This is a genomic window from Stenotrophomonas sp. GD04145 (genome assembly GCF_029835135.1).
Taxonomy (GTDB): domain Bacteria; phylum Pseudomonadota; class Gammaproteobacteria; order Xanthomonadales; family Xanthomonadaceae; genus Stenotrophomonas; species Stenotrophomonas maltophilia_P.
On sequence record NZ_JAODZG010000041.1, the window covers coordinates 1 to 18,132 of the forward strand.

Here is an 18,132-nt window from a genome sequence, read left to right on the forward strand (position 1 = left end):
TCGACCGGTCCCTTCCAGCCGACGGGACGTCCATTCACCCCGCCGACTGGAGAGAGCGCGCGTGGAAGCTACCGTACATTTCGTCAACAGCATCATCTGGAGCAAGGCACTGATCTTCGTGTGTCTGGCGGCCGGCCTTTACTTCAGTGCCCGCACCCGCTTCATGCAGATCCGCGGCTTCGTGGAAATGTGCCGCCTCACCGTCAAGGGCGAAAAGTCCGACGCCGGCGTTTCTTCGTTCCAGGCACTGGCCATGTCCATGGCCGGGCGCATGGGTATCGGCAACATCGCCGGCGTGGCCACGGCCATCGCCTTCGGTGGCCCCGGTGCGATCTTCTGGATGTGGGTGATGGGCTTCCTCGGTGCATCCACCTCGTATGTGGAATGCACCCTGGCGCAGATCTACAAGACCAAGGATGCCGAAGGCCGCTACCGTGGTGGCCCGGCCTACTACATTGAAAAGGCGATGGGCCTGAAGTGGTATGCCATGGCCTTCGCCATCGCCACGATCATCGCCGCCGGCTTCCTGATGCCGGGGGTGCAGGCCAATGCCATCGCCGACAGCATCATCAATGCCTGCCGTGGCGGTGCGCTGTGCGGTCCGCTGGATGGCCAGGCCTTCGGCATGGAATCGGTTGCCGCGCTCAAGCTCGGCATCGGCATCGTGGTCGCGCTGCTGCTGGGCGTGGTGATCTTCGGCGGCGTCAAGCGCATCGCCAGTTTCGCTGAAGTGGTGGTGCCGTTCATGGCGGCGGCTTTCATCCTGACCGCCGTCGTCATCATGATCATCAACTACGAACGCGTCCCGGAGATGTTCGGCATCATCTTCAACAGCGCGTTCGGCACCCATGCGGCCTTCGGCGCGATGATGGGCCTGGCGATCGAATGGGGCGTCAAGCGCGGCATCTACGCCAACGAAGCCGGACAGGGCTCGGGCCCGCACGCGGCGGCGGCCTCGGAAGTCTCGCATCCGGCCAAGCAGGGCTACGTGCAGGCGTTCGCGATCTATTTCGACACCATGATGGTGTGCACCGCCACCGCGTTCCTGATCCTGGCCAGCGGTACCTACAACGTGTACTCGCCGGTGGAAGGCGCGGCTCCGGTGTTCCAGGGCCTGGCCGGCATTCCGGAAGGGGCGGGCTATGCGCAGGCCGGCGTTGAAGCCGTGCTGCCGGGCTGGGGCGCGTCGTTCGTCTCGCTGGCGATCTTCTTCTTCGCCTTCACCACCATCATGGCGTACTACTACATGGCCGAGACCAATCTCAGCTATGTGAACCACAACAAGCACCGTCCGCTGACCGTGTTGTGTCTGCGCCTGGGCATCATCGCCATGGTGGTGTTCGGTGCGTTCCACAACGCGACCCTGGCCTGGGGCCTGGGTGACATCGGCGTGGGCCTGATGGCCTGGCTGAACATCATCGCCATCTTCATCATCCAGAAGCCCGCGATGCTGGCGCTGCGCGATTACGAACGACAGAAGAAGCTGGGCCTGGATCCGACGTTCGATCCCGATGCACTGGGCATCCGGAACGCCGATTTCTGGCGCCAGCGCAAGCAGGAGAACGTGTAAGTGAACAACCCCTGGAACAACCGCCGCCCGTCCGCTCGTCCGCCGCGCGCCACACCGTTGCCGCGCACGGACCTGCCGGCAACGGGCGGCGGTGGACGCGGAGGCAGCGATGAGCTGCGCCTGTACGGCCTGAATGCCGTGCTGGCCGCGTTCGCAGCGCGGCCGCAGGCACTGCGCAAGCTGTATCTGCTGGAGGCCCGGATTCCGCGCCTGCAGCCGCTGTTGAAGTGGTGCGTGGCCAACCGCGTGGGTTACCGCGTGGTCGAGGAAGGCGATCTGAACAAGCTGGCCGGCACCACCCACCACGAAGGCGTGGTGGCCGACGTGCTGCGTGCGCCGACCGTGCCGCTGGCGCAGTGGCTGCAGCAGATCGGCGAAGGCCCGTCACTGGCGCTGTGGCTGGATGGCGTAGGCAATCCGCACAACCTCGGCGCGATCCTGCGTTCGGCGGCGCACTTCGGCGCGAAGGCGCTGCTGTTGCCGGCCGGCAGCGCGCTGGCGCTGTCCGGTGCGGCTGCCCGCGTGGCCGAAGGCGGTGCCGAAGCCGTGCCGCTGGTGCAGCTGCCTGCGACCCCGCAGGCGATGGCCCAGCTGCGCGATGCCGGCTTCGGTCTGGCGGCCACACTCGTCGAGGGCGGTGACGATGTATTCCGCACGTCGCTGCCGGCGCGTCTGGTCTACGTCATGGGCGCCGAAGGCGAGGGGATGGACCGCGACCTGGCCGGTGAATGTGACCTGCAGGTCTCCATTCCCGGCAGTGGCGCGGTGGAGAGCCTCAATGTGGCCTCGGCCACCGCAGTGCTGCTGGCGCAGTGGGCGAGCCGTCGCGACGGCTGACGGACCGGTCGCCGCTATCGGCTGCCAGGACCCGGCCCCCGTGGCCGGGTTTCTTTTGCGCGATGTGCCGGCGGGACCACCGCGGACGTCGCGCAGCGTCAAGGCGGCTTAAGGCGGATTGCGTCGTCTTGCGTTGCGTACAGCCTGATTTTTCCGATCAAGCATGCTTTTGAAACTTGCCTCATTGTTGCGCCCTCTTGCTCGACGCAGGTTGGAGTTCCATTCCTGTCAGGCAAGGTGTTCCACATGCATGGTCGTCATCGTTGCGCCCTCGGCGCGCTCCTCTCGCTGTCAAGCCTGCTTGCGTCGGTCGATGTGTATGCCGGCGCACGCAGTCTGGAAGGCGTCAATTTCACGGGTCCGCTGATCACCCCGAATCCGGCCGGCATGCCGAAGGGGCACGGCTACATCGAACCCTATCTGGTACGTGTCGACAGCCGTGATCACTTCGATGACCGTGGCCAGCGCCGGCGCAGTGGCGAACGCAGTGGCGGCTGGACGGTGGTGGTGCCCATCGCCTATGGATTGGGTGAGCGGATCACCGGTCAGGTCAACCTGAGCGCGTCGCGCGCCGAATCCGGTGCCGCCCACAGCCGGGGTTTCCGCGCGGGTGACACCACTGCGCGCCTGCAGTATCTGCTGCAGGCGGCCAATGCGGATGGCACCCGGCCTGCGGTTTCAGTGGCGCTCGTGCAGCGCTTCAGCACGGGCAGCCATGACCGCATCACCGGCAATCCGCTCGACGCGCAGGGTGATGGCGTGCAGCGTACCGTCGCCGCGCTGGGCGTGCAGCAGGTGGTGTGGTTGGGCAACGAGCGGCCGCTGCGCTGGCGTGCCCAGCTCAGCGCGGGTCCGGCGCCTTCCCGCACGGCCCTCACCGGTGCCAGCGTGTACGGTACCGCCGCGGGCTTCCAGGGCCACATCGCGCGTGGTTCGGTACTGGGCCTGTCGATCGGCGCCGAATACAGCGTCAACCCTCGCTGGGTGGCGGTGATGGAAGTGGCGGCCAGCCGCGAGACCCGGCAACGCCTCAGCGGCTTCGCGCCCGGCGCCGACGGCGCCATCGCGCGCGTCGACGAATGGCGCCCGGCCAGCCGTACGCTGACCTTCGCCCCCGCGTTGCAGTACCACTTCACCCCCTCGCTTGGCCTGATCGCCGGCATTGAGGTCACCGTGGCCGGCCGCAATGCCGCCCGCCTCATCAGCCCCCAGGTCGCCCTGGGCATGTCCTTCTGAGGGGGCGCGATGAACGTCGAATCGATCGTCAATGCCCTTCTCGGCGTGGTGTGGAGCCCTTACCTGGTGGTGCTGTGCCTGCTCGCCGGCCTGTACTTCAGCGTGCGCACCCGCTTCATCCAGCTGCGCGCGCTGCCTGACATGCTGCGCCTGGTGTTCCGCCATGAGCGGTCCGATGCAGGGGTGTCCCCGTTCCAGGCGTTGTCCCTGTCGCTGTCCAGCCGGGTGGGCGTTGGCAATATCGCCGGTGTAGCGATGGCCATCGCCTTCGGTGGTCCCGGTGCGATCCTGTGGATGTGGGTTGTCGCTTTCCTGGGTGCGTCCAGCGCCTTCATCGAATCGACGCTGGCGCAGATCTACAAGGATCGCGACGCCGGTGGCCAGTATCGGGGTGGCCCGGCCTACTACATCGAGAAGGGACTGGGCCAGCGCTGGTACGCGGTGCTGTTTGCAGTGGTCGCCGTGCTGGCCGGCGCGATGCTGGCGGGTACGCAGTCCAATGCGATCACCAGCGCGGTGAATGAAGCCTGGGACGTACCGGTCGTGTTCACCACCGGCGCACTGCTGGTTGCACTGGGTGCCATCCTCGTTGGCGGTGTACGCCGCATCGCCGGTGTCGCCCAGTGGCTGGTACCGTTGATGGCCATCGCCTATCTGCTGGTGGCCGCGATGGTAATGGTGCTCAACGCGGACAAAGTGCCGGAGATCGCAGGGCTGGTGCTGCGCAGTGCCTTCGGCATGGATGCGGCGTTCGGCGCCATGATCGGCACGGCGATCCAGTGGGGCGTGCGCCGGGGCGTGCTGTCCAACGAAGCCGGCATGGGCAGTGGTGCGCACCCGGCGGCCGCAGCGGAAGTCTCCCATCCGGTCAAGCAGGGCCTGGTGCAGTCGTTCTCGGTCTACATCGACACGATGGTGGTGTGCAGTGCGACCGCCTTCCTCATTCTGTCGACCGGCCTGTACAACGTCTACGACCCGGCGGTGAACGGCATTCCGGATGATGCGCGCCTGCTGCTGGGCAATCTGCCGGGCGTCGAGGCCGGACCGCGTTTCGTGCAGCACGCGGTGGAATCGGCATTGCCGGGCTTCGGCCGTTCATTCGTGGCGCTGGCCATCCTGCCCTTCGCGTTCACCACCATCCTGGCGCTGTACTACATGGCCGAAACCAACATCAGTTACCTGTGCCGGGACCGCCGGATGCCGTGGGTGATGGGCGGGTTCCAGCTGCTGTTCCTGCTGGCCACCGGCTACTCGGCGCTGAACAGTGCCACGGTCGCCTGGTCGCTGGGGGATATCGGCGTGGGCCTGATGAGCTGGTTGAACATCATCGCCATCCTGCTGCTGCAGAAGCCGGCGCTGGCCGCGCTGCGCGATTACGAACACCACCGTCGCTTGGGGACGGATCCCCTGTTCGATCCGCACCGGCTTGGTGTTCGCAACACCTGCGCGTGGGAACGGTAACTCTCCGGGCAAATGGGGCGACCCAGCCTGGTGGGTGCGATCCCCTCTGGTGATGCGATCCCCTCTGGTGGGTGCGGACCTCGGTCCGCACCTCCTTTCCCCGCAGCACCCACCGGGCATCGCCCGGCGTGGCCCCCTCACTCGTTCGGCGGTGTGGTCGCTTTGGCTTCACTGCCGAAGTTGCCGTCGGCCTCTGCGGCCAGATAGGCAAATACGCTGTATGCCGCCACATTCTGCGCCAGCGCCTTCGGGTCGATCTTGTCCAGCGTGTCGTCGGCGGTGTGGTGCAGGTGGAAGTAGTCCGAACCATCCTGTGCCAGCCACGCCCAGGCGCCACCCTTGGCCGCCAGCGGGCCGATATCCGGCCCCGGGCCGCCCTTGTCGGCTGCGTACTCGATGCCCAGCGGCTTCATCACCTCGGCGATCTGCCGGGTCGCTTCGCGCGAGCCTTCCGGGTTTGGCGAGCCGGTATTGAACGCATAGATGCGGCCGGCACCGAAATCGCTCTCGGCAGCCAGCTGGTGCAGCGCCACGTCCTTCGCATGCGCTTCGGCGTAAGCCTTGCCGCCGTACAGCCCCTGCTCTTCGTTGGCGAACGCGATCACCCGGATCGTGCGCTTGGGGGCCTGCTTGAGCTGGCCGATCAGATGCCCCGCGGCCATGGTGATGCCGACGCCCGCGCCGTCATCGACGGCACCGGTGCCCAGATCCCACGAATCCAGATGGCCACCGATCACCACGACTTCCTTGGGCAGGGTGCGGCCAGTGATCTCGCCGATCACGTTGTAGGAGGTCGCCGTACCGTCCCAGCCGCAGTCCAGCGCGACCTTCACCGTGGTGCTGCCACGTGCCAGCAGGCGTGCCAGCTGGTCGGCATCGGGCACCGACAGGGCCGCGGACGGTACCGGGGTCAGGCCGTCATCGAATCGGGTGATGCCGGTGTGCGGTACGCGATGCGAATCGGTGCCGGCCGAGCGCATCAGGAAGCCAACGGCGCCCTTGCGGATCGCCTCGGAAGGTCCCTTGCTGCGGATCGCGCCACCACGGCCGTAGTCGCGGCCATCGCGGAACGGCAGCATCTGGTAATCGACGAAGGCGATCTTGCCCTTCAATGAACCGGCGGGCGCAGCCTGCAGCGCGGCCAGGTCGGCGAAGCGCACGACCTCTGCTTCAACGGTACCGCCCGGGCTGCCACCCAGTGCGGTGATCTGCAGCGGCTGCGGGTTCCTGCCGGTCACGGCGGCGTGTTCGCTGCGGCGCTCCCACTTCGGGAAGGTCACCGGTTCTTTCCAGACCTTGTCGAAACCCAGGGCCTTGAACTTGGCTTCGGCCCAGGCGACCGCACGCGCGTCGGCTTCGCTGCCGGCGATGCGTGGACCGATTTCGGTGGTCAGCGACTCGACCACCTTCCAGCCGGTGTCATCGGCCAGGGCCTGATCGCGCAGCTGCGCGGCCGTGGCCAGCGACGCCGGGGGCAGGGTGGTGGCGCGCGGTGCCGCGAAGGCCGGGGCGGCCAGCAGGGCAAGGGAGGATGCGATGGCAAGGACGCGGCGACGCATGGACAACTCCGGGAAGGGACCAAGCCTTGGAGCTTAACAGTCGTTCAGACGCGCGCATGGGCGGGAGGTCATGTCCGGAGCGAACGCTGTTTTCCGCCACGTCCGGCAAAGCGAAAGCCCCGCCGGAGCGGGACTGTCACATGCGGCGGCCTCGCCGGGTACCGCCCGGCGCTACGCCTTATTTCTTCAGGCTGTCGCGGATCTCGCGCAGCAGCACCACTTCCTCGGCCGGGGCGGCGGGAGCGGCTTCCTTCTTGCGCGACAGACGGTTGATGACCTTGATCACCAGGAAAATGGCGAACGCCACGATCACGAACTGGATCAGGGTGTTGATGAAATCACCGTAGCCGATCACCACCGCCGGAATCTCCTTGCCGTCCGGCCCGATGCGTGCCGGCGACAGCGTCCACGCCAGCTGCGAGAAGTCCACCTTGCCGATCAGCAGGCCCAGCGGCGGCATGATGATCTTCTCGACCAGCGCAGTGACGATCTTGCCGAAGGCGGCGCCGATCACCACGCCGACGGCGAGGTCGATGACGTTGCCGCGCATCGCGAATTCCTTGAATTCGGTGAGCACTCCCATGTGTTTTCTCCTGTGGGGGATGTGGACAGCGCGCAGAGTAGCGCAGGTGGTGTCAGCCGGCGATCACGCCGTGGCGCTCGGCCACGTTTTCCAGGCGCGCGCTGAAACGGTCGCCCGGCTTCAGTGCGGCCACTCCGGACGGCGTGCCCATGAACACCAGGTCACCGGCGCGCAGCTGCCACAGCTTGGACAACTCGTGCAGGATTTCCGGCACGTTCCAGATCATCTGGTCCAGCAGGGCCTGCTGGCGCACTTCGCCGTTGACTTCCAGCGACAGGTTCAGCGCCGCCAGATCGCCCACTTCGCCGGCATGCACGATTTCGCTGATCGGTGCGGAGGCATCGAAGCCCTTGGCGGCGTCCCAGGGATGGCCCTTCTCCTTGGCGGCCGCTTGCAGATCGCGGCGGGTCAGGTCCAGGCCGACGGCATAGCCGTACACCAGTGCTTCGGCCTCGGCCACGGGAAGCTCGCCGGCCGGGGCGTCACGGCCGATCGCCACCACCAGCTCCACTTCGTGATGCAGGTTGGCCGTCGCGGGCGGATAGGGGATGGCATCGTCATGGCCGACCACCAGCGCATCGGCAGGCTTGCTGAAGAACATCGGCCGGCCGCGGTCGTCGGCCGCCGGCACCGCGGCTCCCATTTCGCGCGCATGGTCGGCAAAGTTGCGACCCACGCAGTAGACGCGGTGCACGGGGAAGCTGCCACCGCCCACCACCGGAACACGCGGCGTGGCAGGTGCAGGGATCACATCGGAAACATCGGACATGCGGGCATCCAGGAAGGGAATGCCCGCAGTCTAGAACGCATGGCGCCCGCCGTCAGCGGGCACGCCGGCCGGCAGGGCTCAGCGCGAGGCCGGCAGCACCGGCTTGCGCACCACCCGATACTCGCCCTCGACCACGGTCGGGTCGGCCGGGCGGGCTGCACCCGCCTTGCGCGAGGCCAGCAGCTTCCACGCCAGGCCGACCAGGATCATCGCCGCACCGACGAACACGCCGATGAACACCATCGCGGCCAGGATCGCCAGGCCGAGCAGGCCCACGGCAACGCGCACCAGCGGGTGACGCGGCTTGCGCGGCGCGAACAGGGTGCGGAACTGGTTGAAGGCGGAATCGCGATTGAACATGGCGGCTCGATAGGCTGGGAAATCAGCGAAACCAGAGTATCGGGAGCCCGCACTGTCATTGAGTGAAAAACTCGTTAAATATAGCCTGTGCTTATTACGAATCAATGACTTGTGTTCATCCTGCAGCCAGTCACCTGAGCAGGCGTGCGACAATGCTTCTTTACTGTCCGAGCCTTCGCCATGACTGCCGCTGTTGCCCTGATCGCCCTTGATGCCATTGCCGATGGTGCGTTTGCCGAGGTCGAGGCAGTGGTCGAGGGCGATGCCGAGTCGTTGCTGCTGTATCGCGACGGCGCACAGGTGCGCGCCTTCCTGAACATCTGTCCGCATGCGGGCCGTCGCCTGGACTGGGCGCCGGGGCAGTTCCTGAAGAGCCGCGAGGGGCATCTGGTCTGCGCCGCCCACGGCGCCTCGTTCGCGCTGGACAGCGGCGACTGCATCGCCGGCCCCTGCAAGGGCGACCGCCTGCGCGCAGTGCCGGTGGATGTACGTGATGGGCAGGTCTATCTGGCCTGAGGCCGGCTAGGGGGCGGCTCCGTTTTCCGTAGGAGAACGGCTCTGACCCATCAAGCCAGGAGCAGTCGAGCATGGCTCGACTCTGCAAAGGCATCCACGCATGGCGTGGATCTACCGTGTCGACCAAGGTCGACACCTACCAAAGCGGTGCACGACGCCGTTCTGGCAGATCGCAGAAATCTGTCGGACCCACCCCGCCATCCCACGAAATGCACGCTTTTGCCGTTGAGGTTGCCGGCCAGCGGCCGGCACTACTGGGGTGCAGGGCGCAGCCCTGCCGATGAACCCGACCCTCAGAACATCAGGTTGATCATCAGCACCACCACACAGGTGTAGATCAGCGACAACGGTCCGCCGACCCGCCACATCTCGCGCGGGGTGTAGTTGGCCGGGCCGGTGATCATCGAGATGACCGGATTGGACGCCGTCATCAGATTGTTGGAGGCCGACAGCGCCACGATCAGTGCGAACGCGGTGGGGTTGCCACCCGCCGCCAGCGCCAGATTCACCGCGATGGGCACCATCACGATGGTTGCGCCGACATGGCTGATCACCAGCGAGAACACCGTTGTCAGCAGCGCCAGGGCCAGCTCCAGCACCCACACCGGTATGCCGGTGGGGAGCTTGTCGATGGTATGGCCGGCGACCCAGGCCGCCGCGCCGCTGGAGTCCATCGCCCAGCCGAGCGGGATCAGTCCGGCCATCATGAACACGGTTTTCCAGTTGATCGAGGCATAGGCCTCGTCCATCCGCAGCACGCCCGTCAGCAACATGCCGGCCACGCCGGTCATCAGGGTCAGCGCCACCGGCAGCTTGCTGGTCAGCGCGATCAGGATCGTCAGCGCGAAGATCGCCATGGCGATCTTGAACTTGTGCGGGCGCTGTTCGCCGGTCGGGTAGTCGGTGACCACCACGAAGTCACGGCTCTTGGCGGCCTGCGCCAGGTCGGTCCAGATGCTGTGGAAGACCAGCATGTCGCCAGCGCGCAGCTGCACGTCGCGCACGTCCTCGCGGATCACCTGTTTGTCGCGGTTGATCGCCAGCAGGCTGATGCCGCGCTCCTTGCGCAGGCGCAGGTCGGCCGCACTCTTGCCGATCACGTTCGAGGTCGGCGGCACCACCGCCTCGGAAATGCCCGCGCGGCTGGGATTGAACAGGTCGCCCAGGTGCTTCAGCCGCGAGGACATGCGCAGGAACTGGTTCTGGGCGAAATCGCCGATCTGCTCGCGCGGACCCATCGCGCCCAGCACACTGCCCACCCAGATGCGCATTTCCGCCGGTGGCGCCAGCCGCGTATCGTTGCCGGTCTTCAGCGCCAGCAGCAGCGGCGCGTCATGCAGGCTCTCGGCCTCGCCCAGGGTCATGCCGACCAGCGGGCTTTCGGCGGTGACCACCAGTTCGAACACATCGCCTTCGATGCCGTAGGTCTTGGCGAAGTAGCTCTCGGTACGGGCCGGGGTGACCCCATCGTTGACCAGGGTCTCTTCCTCGATCAGCTTGCGGTCGCCGTAATAGCGGAAGTACAGCAGCGAGGCGATCAGCAGCGCCACGCCGATCGGCAGCGGCGCGAACATGCGCAGCGGCTCGATGCTGGCCAGGCCGGAGGGCAGGTTGTTGTTGGCCGAGGCCAGCAGGTCGTTCAGCAGGATCAGCGGCGAGTTGCCGACCATGGTCAGCGCACCGCCCATCACGATCGCCGCCGAGATCGGCAGCAGCAGCCGCTGCATGGTCAGCCCGGTGCGTGCCGCCAACCGCGAGGCGACCGGCAGGTACAGCGCCATCACCGATGGGTTCTGCATGAAGGACGAGTTCAGGCCGGCAATGGCCGTGGTCATCATCAGCAGGCGCTGCTCGATGCCATGTCCGCGTCGCAGCAGCCAGGCCGCGAGCCGGTTCAGCGCGCCGGTGCGGTCAAGGCCCGCACCGAGGATGGTGGTGGCGATGATGCTCATCACCGCGTTGCCGGAGAAGCCGCCGAAGATCTCCTCCGGGGCGATCAGGCCGGTCACACCCAGTACCACCAGCACCACCAGCGCGACGACGTCCGCTCGGATCCGCTCGAACAGGAACATCGCCATCGTGAAGCCGACCAGCCCGAGTACGAGCTTCATGTCGTTGGTCAGCGTCAGCGCGGTATCCATGTGGGGCGCGGTGTCCTCGGGCGATCGTCAGGTGCGGTCGTACAACAGGTCCCAGACGCCATGGCCGAGCTTCTGGCCGCGGGTCTCGAAGTGGGTCTGCGGCCGCCACTCCGGACGCGGCACGCTGCCCCGCGGACCGGCCCGGTTGACCAGGCCGGCGGTCGCATCGAGCACGTCCCACATCTGTTCGGCGTAGTCTTCCCAGTCGGTGGCGCAGTGCAGGCGGCCGCCCGCACGCAGCTTGCGCACCAGCAGCTCTGCGAAGGCCGGCTGCAGCAGGCGGCGCTTGTTGTGGCGCTTCTTGTGCCACGGGTCCGGGAAGTAGATGCGCACTTCATCGAGCGCGCCATCGGCGATCTCGTTCTGCAGTACTTCCACCGCGTCATGGTGGTACAGGCGCACGTGGTCGGCGTTGTCGTCGGCCAGGGCGTTCAGCAGGCGGCCGACACCGGGCGCGTGCACTTCGATGCCGATGTAGTCGCGCGACGGGTCATGCTGGGCAGCAAAGCGCAGTGCAGCGCCGTTGCCGAAGCCGATCTCCAGCACCTTGTGCGCCGGGCGACCGAAGGTGGCGTCCAGGTCGCGCGGCTGGCCGCTGTAATCCAGGCCGAAGCGCGGCCAGCGTTCGTCGAACGCGCGCTGCTGGGCAGGCGTGAAGCGACCCTGGCGCAGCACGAAACTGCGCACCTCGCGGCGCCCCTCGCTGACGGTGAACGGCTTGGGCGGGGCCTTGGACCCAGCGCTGTCGAAAGGATTGGTCATCAGCCGATCAACCCATCCACCGGCGACGACGCGCTGGCGTAGCGCTTGCGCGGGATGCGCCCGGCCAGGAACGCTTCACGGCCGGCCTCGACCGCCTTGCGCATCGCACTGGCCATCAGCACCGGGCTGCGCGCGCCGGCAATGGCCGTGTTCATGAGCACCCCATCGCAGCCCAGCTCCATCGCGATCGCCGCATCCGATGCCGTACCGACGCCGGCATCGACGATGATCGGCACCCGGGCGTCTTCGATGATCTGCAGCAGGTTGTACTTGTTCTGGATGCCCAGGCCCGAACCGATCGGCGCGGCCAGCGGCATCACCGCAGCGCAGCCGATCTCTTCCAGGCGCTTGGCCAGGATCGGGTCGTCGGAGGTGTAGACCATGACCTCGAAGCCATCCTTGACCAGCTGTTCGGCGGCCTTGAGGGTCTGCATCACGTCCGGGTACAGGGTCTTCTGGTCGCCCAGTACTTCCAGCTTGGTCAGGTTGTGGCCATCCAGCAGTTCACGGGCCAGGCGGCACGTGCGCACCGCGTCTTCGGCGGTGTAGCAGCCGGCGGTGTTGGGCAGGATGGTGAAGCGCTCCGGCGGCAGCACGTCCAGCAGGTTCGGCTCGCCGGGGTTCTGCCCGATGTTGGTGCGGCGGATGGCCACGGTGACGATCTGGGCGCCAGCGGCCTCGGTGGCCAGGCGGGTTTCTTCCAGATCCTTGAACTTGCCGGTGCCGGTGAGCAGCCGCGAGCCGTAGGTCTTGCCGGCGATCACCAGCGAATCGGGGGAGACATGAACGTTCATGGCGCGATTATCGCTTATCCGCCTGAAGATGGGGTCGTCACTTCGATGCCGCCGGGAGGCAGGCGCAGGGGCAGCGCCTGCCTCCCGGCGAGCGCGCAGCGCGGGCGTCGTGCCTCAACCCCCACCCAGGGCGTGCACGATCTCCACCACGTCACCTTCGGCAAGGCGATGCTCGCCATGGCGGCTGCGGCTGACGATCTCGCCATTGACCTCGACCGCCACCCGGCGCTGCAGCAGCTGCTCGGCCTCGAGCAGGTCATGGAGGGTTGCCGAAGCGTGCAGGGTGCGGGGTTCGCCGTTGAGCTGGATGTTCATGGCGGCATTGTCGCGTATGGCCCGTCAGGACGGAAACCATCCGTTCCTCCGCACGGCGCCCGCATCGGCGCAGCCTGCGATTGGCGGGCTGCGCGGCAATTCATGCGGCGGCGCAGCGTGAGCAATCGTCGGTGCGGTGAAACCATTCACCGTGCGCCGGCGTACGCACGCCGGATCCTCAATGACGTCCCCACAGGAGTTCTTTACATGCTGCTCAGCAAACGCCCGATCCGCTCCCTGATGGCGGCCGCGATCGCACTGGCCGCGGTTCCGGCCATGGCAGGCGAATCCCCTTACTCGCACGCGGTGTTCTTCGGCGACAGCCTGACCGACGCGGGCTATTTCCGGCCGCTGCTGCCCCCGGCAACACAGCAGGTCACCGGCCAGTTCACCACCAATCCGGGCTGGGTCTGGTCGCAGCAGGTCGCCAACTACTACGGCCTGAACGGTGCGCCCAACGGCAACGGCCAGAACGGCGACAACTATGCCGCCGGCGGTGCGCGCGTGTCGGTGGAGGTCACTGGTGCCCTGGGGCCCATTCCGTCGCTGAAGACGCAACTCACCCGCTACCTGGCCGCAAATGGCGGCAAAGCCGATGCCAACGCGCTGTACACCGTCTGGGGCGGCGCCAACGACCTGTTCGCGGCCGCTGCGGCGCCGGCACAGGCGCAGGCCATCATCGGCGCGGCCGTCACCGACCAGATCGCCCTGGTCGGCGCGCTGAAGCAGGCGGGCGCCCAGTACGTGCTGGTACCGAACCTGCCCAACGTCGGCCTGACGCCGTCCTTCCGTGGCCCCAATGCCGCCGCCGCCACCGCGCTGTCGGCCGGCTACAACAACGCCCTGTATGGCGGGCTGAAGCAGGCGGGCATCGAATTCATCCCGCTGGATACCTTCACGGTGCTCAGTGAAGTGGCCGCCAATCCGGCCATGTACGGTTTCACCAACGTCACCAGCACCGCCTGCACCATCGACCCGGCCAATTCGACGCAGAGCATCATCGGCTGCAACCCGACGTCCTACGTCAGCCCGGATGCCGCGAAGACCTACCTGTTCGCCGACGGCGTGCATCCGACCACGGCAGGCCATGCACTGCTGGGCCAGTACGCGGTATCCGTGCTGGAAGGCCCGCGCCTGCAGCAGGTGCTCAGCCATTCGGCGCAGACCATCGGCCGTTCGCGCGCCGACCAGGTCGGCATGCATCTGGGCGGTCGTCCGGCTGACGGCCTGTCGTGGTGGGGCGGTGTGCGCGGCGACATGCAGCGTTATGACCACGCCGATCTCTACGACGGCCTGGCGCCGGCCGGCCTGTTCGGTGTCGACTGGTCGCGTGACGGCATGGTCTTTGGCGGCTTCGGTGGCTATGGACGCATGGATGCCGATTTCGGCAACAGCCGCGGCGATTTCACCCAGTCCGACACCACGCTGGGCCTGTTCGCTGGCTGGTACGGCCAGCGTGCCTGGGTCAACGGGCAGGTCAGCTACAGCTGGCTCGACTACGACGTGACCCGCAAGGTGCAGCTGGGTCCGGCCACCCGTGAGCATGGCGGTTCGGCAGATGGCAGCAATCTCACCGCCGCCATCAATGCGGGGTACGAGTTCGGCACCGAGGGCGGCTTCCGCCACGGTCCGGTGGCTGCCGTGATCTGGCAGAAGGTGAAGATCGACGGCTATACGGAGAGCGCCGACGCCGGCACGCTGGCCACTGCGCTGGGTTACAACAACCAGGAGCTGGACTCCACTGTCGGTCGCATCGGCTGGCAGGCGCGCTTCGATGGCGGCACCTTCAAGCCCTACGTGCAGGCCACCTACGACCACGAGTTCGAAGACACCAAGCAGGCCAGCGCCTGGCTGCAGTCCCTGCCGGAGCTGGGCAGCTACCGCGTGCCGGGCCTGAAGTTCGACAAGGACTACGCCACCGTGGTGCTGGGCGCCCGCACGGAGCTGTTCGGGCTGCAGAGCAACATCGGCCTGAGCACCTCCACCGCGCAGAAGCGTGCACGTGACGCGACGCTGTTTGCCAGCTTCAGCGGCAGTTTCTGACGAACGCACCTTCCCAGGCCCCGCAAGGGCCTGGGAAGGCTGCATGGCAGCGTCGGGCCATGCTCGGCGCATGCGGTGGCCACCATTGCGCAACACCGGCCCGACCGCATAGACTTTCACCACGCGACGCGGGCGTAGCTCAATGGTAGAGCTGTAGCTTCCCAAGCTACTGACGTGGGTTCGATTCCCATCGCCCGCTCCATCTTCCGCAACGATGCGTGTGTTTTCCGGATCGGCCGCGAACCTGGATGTTTCCCCTTTTGCATCTTTCTGTGCCTGCCGGCTCTGTGAGTCGGTGAAGCGTGGGCGCTTCCCGTGCTTGCCGATGGTCTGGCGGGGCGATAAGCCGGTAAAGTGCGGCAACATTCAAGCCAGTGGCAGGGGGGGGGAATGCGGAATCGGATTCTTGCGGTTGCGTTGATGGGTATTGCGGCGGCGTGCACGCCGACCGAAGAAGATGCAAGAAAACAGAAGGTCGAGGCTGATCGGGCCATAGCGGAGGCGGGGGTCCGTCGGGCGCTGAAGGATCCTGACTCGGCAAAGATCGTCATCCGTCAGGCGTTTGCGATGTTCGACGGTACGATTGTCTGCGGGATGGTCAACGCGAAGAACAGCTTCGGCGGCTACACGGGCGACCGCGCGTTCTTGATCAACGTCAATGCGGATGGCAGTACCGGTGCGCCGTCCATTGCCCAGGACGACGTCAGCAGTGCGCTGTCCGTGGAAATGTGTGAATTCCAGCGGGACTACGCCGCACAGCCTGGCCACGTCGGCAAGGCCGTCACGCCGGAGCAGTCCAGACAGCTTGTGGCGGCCTACACCAAGAGGGTGCGGGAGGTCGTTGCACGGATCAATACGGGCCGATAGAACGCGGCAGCCGCAGCCCGACGGCATCGGTGTCGGGCTGTTGCTGGCTGGACTGTGGCGCCCTGTCTCGGCAACCACGCGGCATCATCCGCCCGCCACACGGCCGCGCTATGCTGCGCGCCTGCCGATCGATCCCGCCGCGATGAAGCTCGCCATCCTGTCCCGCAACAGCTCCCTGTATTCCACCCGCCGGCTGGTCGAAGCGGGGCGTGCGCGCGGCCACACGGTGCGCATCCTCGATCCGCTGCGCTGCTACATGCGCATCGCTGCCGACGGATTCTCGATGCACTACAAAGGGCGGCCGATGACCGGTGTGGACATGGTCATTCCGCGCATCGGTGCGTCGATCACGCGATATGGCACCGCGGTCCTGCGCCAGTTCGAGCTGATGGGCGCGCGTACGCCCAATCCGTCCGACGCGATCCTGCGCTCGCGCGACAAGCTGCGCGCGCATCAGCTGCTGGCGGCCAAAGGCATCGACATGCCGGTCACGGTGTTCGGCGACAACCCCGATGACACCGTCGATCTGCTGTCGATGCTGGGGCCGCCGCCACATGTGGTGAAGCTCAACGAGGGAACGCAGGGGCGCGGCGTGATCCTGACCGAGAAGGCCAGTGCCTCGCGCGGGATCGTCGAGGCGCTGCGTGGCCTGTATGCCAACTTCCTCATGCAGGAGTTCATCGGTGAGGCCAAGGGGGCCGATCTGCGGTGTTTCGTGGTCGGCGACCAGGTGGTGGCCTCGATGCAGCGGCAGGCGCCCGAAGGCGACTTCCGCTCCAACCTGCATGCCGGCGGCACCGCCGTGGCGGCCAAGGCCAGTCGCGCCGAACAGCAGGTCGCGGTGCGCTCGGCCAAGGCTCTGGGGTTGTCGGTCTGCGGCGTCGACCTGATCCGCTCGCAGCGGGGCCCGCTGGTGCTGGAGGTCAACTCGACCCCGGGCCTGGAAGGCATCGAGGCAGCCTGCGGAGTGGACGTGGCCATGCGCATCATCGAGCACGTCGAGAAGCTGAAAAAATCCTGATTTTTCAGTAGTTTGAGATTCTCCTTGGGCGGCGAGACGCTGCTTTAACATGCCTTTAATTGGTGCGGGCGTAGGCTTCAGCGAACCGCAGCTCTGCCTCTCAGCAGGATCGGTATCGGGATACGACTTCAGGCCCAGGCGGGTGCACCGCCTGGGCCTTTTTTATGCGCGTCCGTAGGCCACGCGCCACTTGTGGCGGCCCGGAGGCGCTCGTAGAGTTGGGCCTTCGTTCCGATGGACCGGGAGGTAGGCGATGTATCGCGTCACGATGATCGCGTTGGTGCTGTGCCTGTCGGGCGCTGCTGTCGCCAAGACAGAGAAGAGCGCCCTGCAGATGGATCGCCAGGCTCCGGTTGCCGGCCAGGTCCAACAGGTCGAGAAGGCGCTGCAGGCGCCGGAGTACGCCGAACTGAGCGCCGATGACCGCAGCCAGATCCAGCAGGCGCTGGCCCGCATCACCCAGCGCATGGGGGGCCGGCAGCGGGTCGATGAGCTGCCGCCGCAGATACAGGCGCAGGTGTTCAACGACCAGGAGCGGGTCAATCAGCTGCTCGCCCGCGCGCACGACGACAGCCGCCAGGTCTGTACCTACCAGCGCACCACCGGCAGCAACATGCCCAAGGGCCGTTGCCTCACTGTCGCCGAACGTCGCCGCATCGAAGAAAAGGGCAAGGCGCTGATCAATGACCAGCGCACGTTCAACAATCTCAACCCTGCCAGCAACCGGTAGGCCGTCCGCCGCCCCCACGCGTGGCACTTGCTGGCGTGAAGGTGGTGCGAATACAGTCGGCTCTCAACTCAGACAAGGATCCGTTTGCCATGAAGTCCCTCCTTTTGCCTGCGCTCCTGTTCTCCGGATTGGCCCTGGCCGCCACCGCTTCCGCATCCAAGCAGGGCGGCGAGGTCTTTGCCTCCGGCAAGCCGCTGCAGCAGCAGCTCGAGCGCATCGAAGTCGAACTCAACGACGGCGAGACCTACAGCGAGCTGACGATGGCCGACCGCAGCCGGGTCCGCGAAGCGCTGGTGCGCCTGCGCGCTGCCGTGGAGCAGTACCCGAACCGGGATCTGATGCCTGAACGGGTACGAACCGATGTCATCAACGACCAGCAGGTCGTGAACACGGTTTTGACACAGTCACGTGAAGATAGTCGTCTAATATGCCAACGTGAGAAAGCCACGGGTTCGAACCGGCACACGACGCAGTGCATGACTGTCGCCGAGCGCGCCCGGCAGAAGGACAAGGCACAGCGTGATCTGGGCCAGGCCCAGCGCGTCGGAAAATTCGTCAACTAGAGGTG

Annotated in this window: 18 protein-coding genes and 1 tRNA gene; 11 read left to right on the forward strand and 8 right to left on the reverse strand. The window is 66.5% G+C overall.

What is annotated here, in order from left to right:
- The first annotated feature begins 61 nt into the window (after positions 1-61).
- The 4 genes from N7367_RS15680 (at position 62) to N7367_RS15695 (ending at position 5,104) form a co-directional block, all read left to right on the forward strand.
- The gene (locus N7367_RS15680; protein ID WP_053517082.1) at positions 62-1,570 is read left to right on the forward strand and encodes an alanine/glycine:cation symporter family protein; all 1,509 of its coding nucleotides are present in this window, start codon (positions 62-64) and stop codon (positions 1,568-1,570) included.
- The gene (locus N7367_RS15685; protein ID WP_279942739.1) at positions 1,571-2,407 is read left to right on the forward strand and encodes a TrmH family RNA methyltransferase; all 837 of its coding nucleotides are present in this window, start codon (positions 1,571-1,573) and stop codon (positions 2,405-2,407) included. It begins immediately after the preceding gene.
- A gap of 246 nt (positions 2,408-2,653) precedes the next feature.
- On the forward strand, positions 2,654-3,643 hold the full coding sequence (locus tag N7367_RS15690) for a hypothetical protein (protein WP_279942740.1): 990 nt from the start codon (positions 2,654-2,656) through the stop codon (positions 3,641-3,643).
- A 9-nt stretch (positions 3,644-3,652) separates the two neighbouring features.
- On the forward strand, positions 3,653-5,104 hold the full coding sequence (locus N7367_RS15695) for an alanine/glycine:cation symporter family protein (protein ID WP_279942741.1): 1,452 nt from the start codon (positions 3,653-3,655) through the stop codon (positions 5,102-5,104).
- Positions 5,105-5,241: 137 nt separating this feature from the next.
- Here the strand turns inward: N7367_RS15695 and N7367_RS15700 are convergent, their stop codons facing one another.
- The 4 genes from N7367_RS15700 to N7367_RS15715 all read right to left on the reverse strand — a co-directional run bounded on the left by N7367_RS15700 (position 5,242) and on the right by N7367_RS15715 (position 8,375).
- Positions 5,242-6,663: a M28 family peptidase gene (locus N7367_RS15700; protein ID WP_279942742.1), complete on the reverse strand. Its 1,422-nt coding sequence runs from the start codon at positions 6,661-6,663 to the stop codon at positions 5,242-5,244.
- Positions 6,664-6,841: 178 nt separating this feature from the next.
- The gene (gene mscL / locus N7367_RS15705) at positions 6,842-7,246 is read right to left on the reverse strand and encodes a large-conductance mechanosensitive channel protein MscL (protein WP_053517072.1); all 405 of its coding nucleotides are present in this window, start codon (positions 7,244-7,246) and stop codon (positions 6,842-6,844) included.
- Between the two features lie 52 nt (positions 7,247-7,298).
- Positions 7,299-8,015, reverse strand: a complete 717-nt coding sequence (locus N7367_RS15710) for a fumarylacetoacetate hydrolase family protein (protein ID WP_128988459.1) — start codon at positions 8,013-8,015, stop codon at positions 7,299-7,301.
- A gap of 78 nt (positions 8,016-8,093) precedes the next feature.
- Positions 8,094-8,375 (reverse strand): hypothetical protein, encoded by a 282-nt coding sequence (locus N7367_RS15715; protein WP_128988456.1) that lies wholly within the window; start codon positions 8,373-8,375, stop codon positions 8,094-8,096.
- 180 nt (positions 8,376-8,555) lie between these two features.
- Here N7367_RS15715 and N7367_RS15720 point away from each other — a divergent pair, with 180 nt between their 5' ends.
- Positions 8,556-8,891, forward strand: coding sequence for a Rieske (2Fe-2S) protein (locus N7367_RS15720; RefSeq protein ID WP_053517065.1), 336 nt, complete (start codon positions 8,556-8,558; stop codon positions 8,889-8,891).
- A 293-nt stretch (positions 8,892-9,184) separates the two neighbouring features.
- Here N7367_RS15720 and N7367_RS15725 read toward each other — a convergent pair whose 3' ends face one another.
- From N7367_RS15725 to thiS, 4 genes are all read right to left on the reverse strand, one after another.
- Positions 9,185-11,032, reverse strand: coding sequence for an SLC13 family permease (locus N7367_RS15725; RefSeq protein ID WP_053517063.1), 1,848 nt, complete (start codon positions 11,030-11,032; stop codon positions 9,185-9,187).
- Positions 11,033-11,059: 27 nt separating this feature from the next.
- Positions 11,060-11,794: a tRNA (guanosine(46)-N7)-methyltransferase TrmB gene (trmB, locus tag N7367_RS15730; protein WP_053517060.1), complete on the reverse strand. Its 735-nt coding sequence runs from the start codon at positions 11,792-11,794 to the stop codon at positions 11,060-11,062.
- Complete coding sequence (locus N7367_RS15735; RefSeq protein ID WP_053517058.1) at positions 11,794-12,588, reverse strand: thiazole synthase; 795 nt, start codon at positions 12,586-12,588, stop codon at positions 11,794-11,796. The genes trmB and N7367_RS15735 overlap by 1 nt, the downstream gene beginning before the upstream one ends.
- A 114-nt stretch (positions 12,589-12,702) precedes the next feature.
- Complete coding sequence (gene thiS, locus N7367_RS15740; RefSeq protein ID WP_053517056.1) at positions 12,703-12,903, reverse strand: sulfur carrier protein ThiS; 201 nt, start codon at positions 12,901-12,903, stop codon at positions 12,703-12,705.
- Between the two features lie 240 nt (positions 12,904-13,143).
- Here thiS and N7367_RS15745 point away from each other — a divergent pair, with 240 nt between their 5' ends.
- The 6 genes from N7367_RS15745 (at position 13,144) to N7367_RS15770 (ending at position 18,127) form a co-directional block, all read left to right on the forward strand.
- Positions 13,144-14,946: an autotransporter domain-containing protein gene (locus tag N7367_RS15745; RefSeq protein ID WP_279942751.1), complete on the forward strand. Its 1,803-nt coding sequence runs from the start codon at positions 13,144-13,146 to the stop codon at positions 14,944-14,946.
- 128 nt (positions 14,947-15,074) lie between these two features.
- Positions 15,075-15,148: transfer RNA gene (locus N7367_RS15750), tRNA-Gly, on the forward strand.
- 218 nt (positions 15,149-15,366) lie between these two features.
- Positions 15,367-15,813 (forward strand): hypothetical protein, encoded by a 447-nt coding sequence (locus N7367_RS15755; RefSeq protein WP_128988450.1) that lies wholly within the window; start codon positions 15,367-15,369, stop codon positions 15,811-15,813.
- Positions 15,814-15,955: 142 nt separating this feature from the next.
- Complete coding sequence (rimK, locus tag N7367_RS15760) at positions 15,956-16,834, forward strand: 30S ribosomal protein S6--L-glutamate ligase (protein ID WP_065181793.1); 879 nt, start codon at positions 15,956-15,958, stop codon at positions 16,832-16,834.
- A gap of 253 nt (positions 16,835-17,087) precedes the next feature.
- Positions 17,088-17,564, forward strand: coding sequence for a hypothetical protein (locus tag N7367_RS15765; RefSeq protein WP_180875501.1), 477 nt, complete (start codon positions 17,088-17,090; stop codon positions 17,562-17,564).
- Between the two features lie 89 nt (positions 17,565-17,653).
- Entirely contained in the window at positions 17,654-18,127 is a 474-nt protein-coding gene (locus N7367_RS15770; protein ID WP_279942743.1) for a hypothetical protein, read from the forward strand.
- Positions 18,128-18,132: the final 5 nt, after the last annotated feature.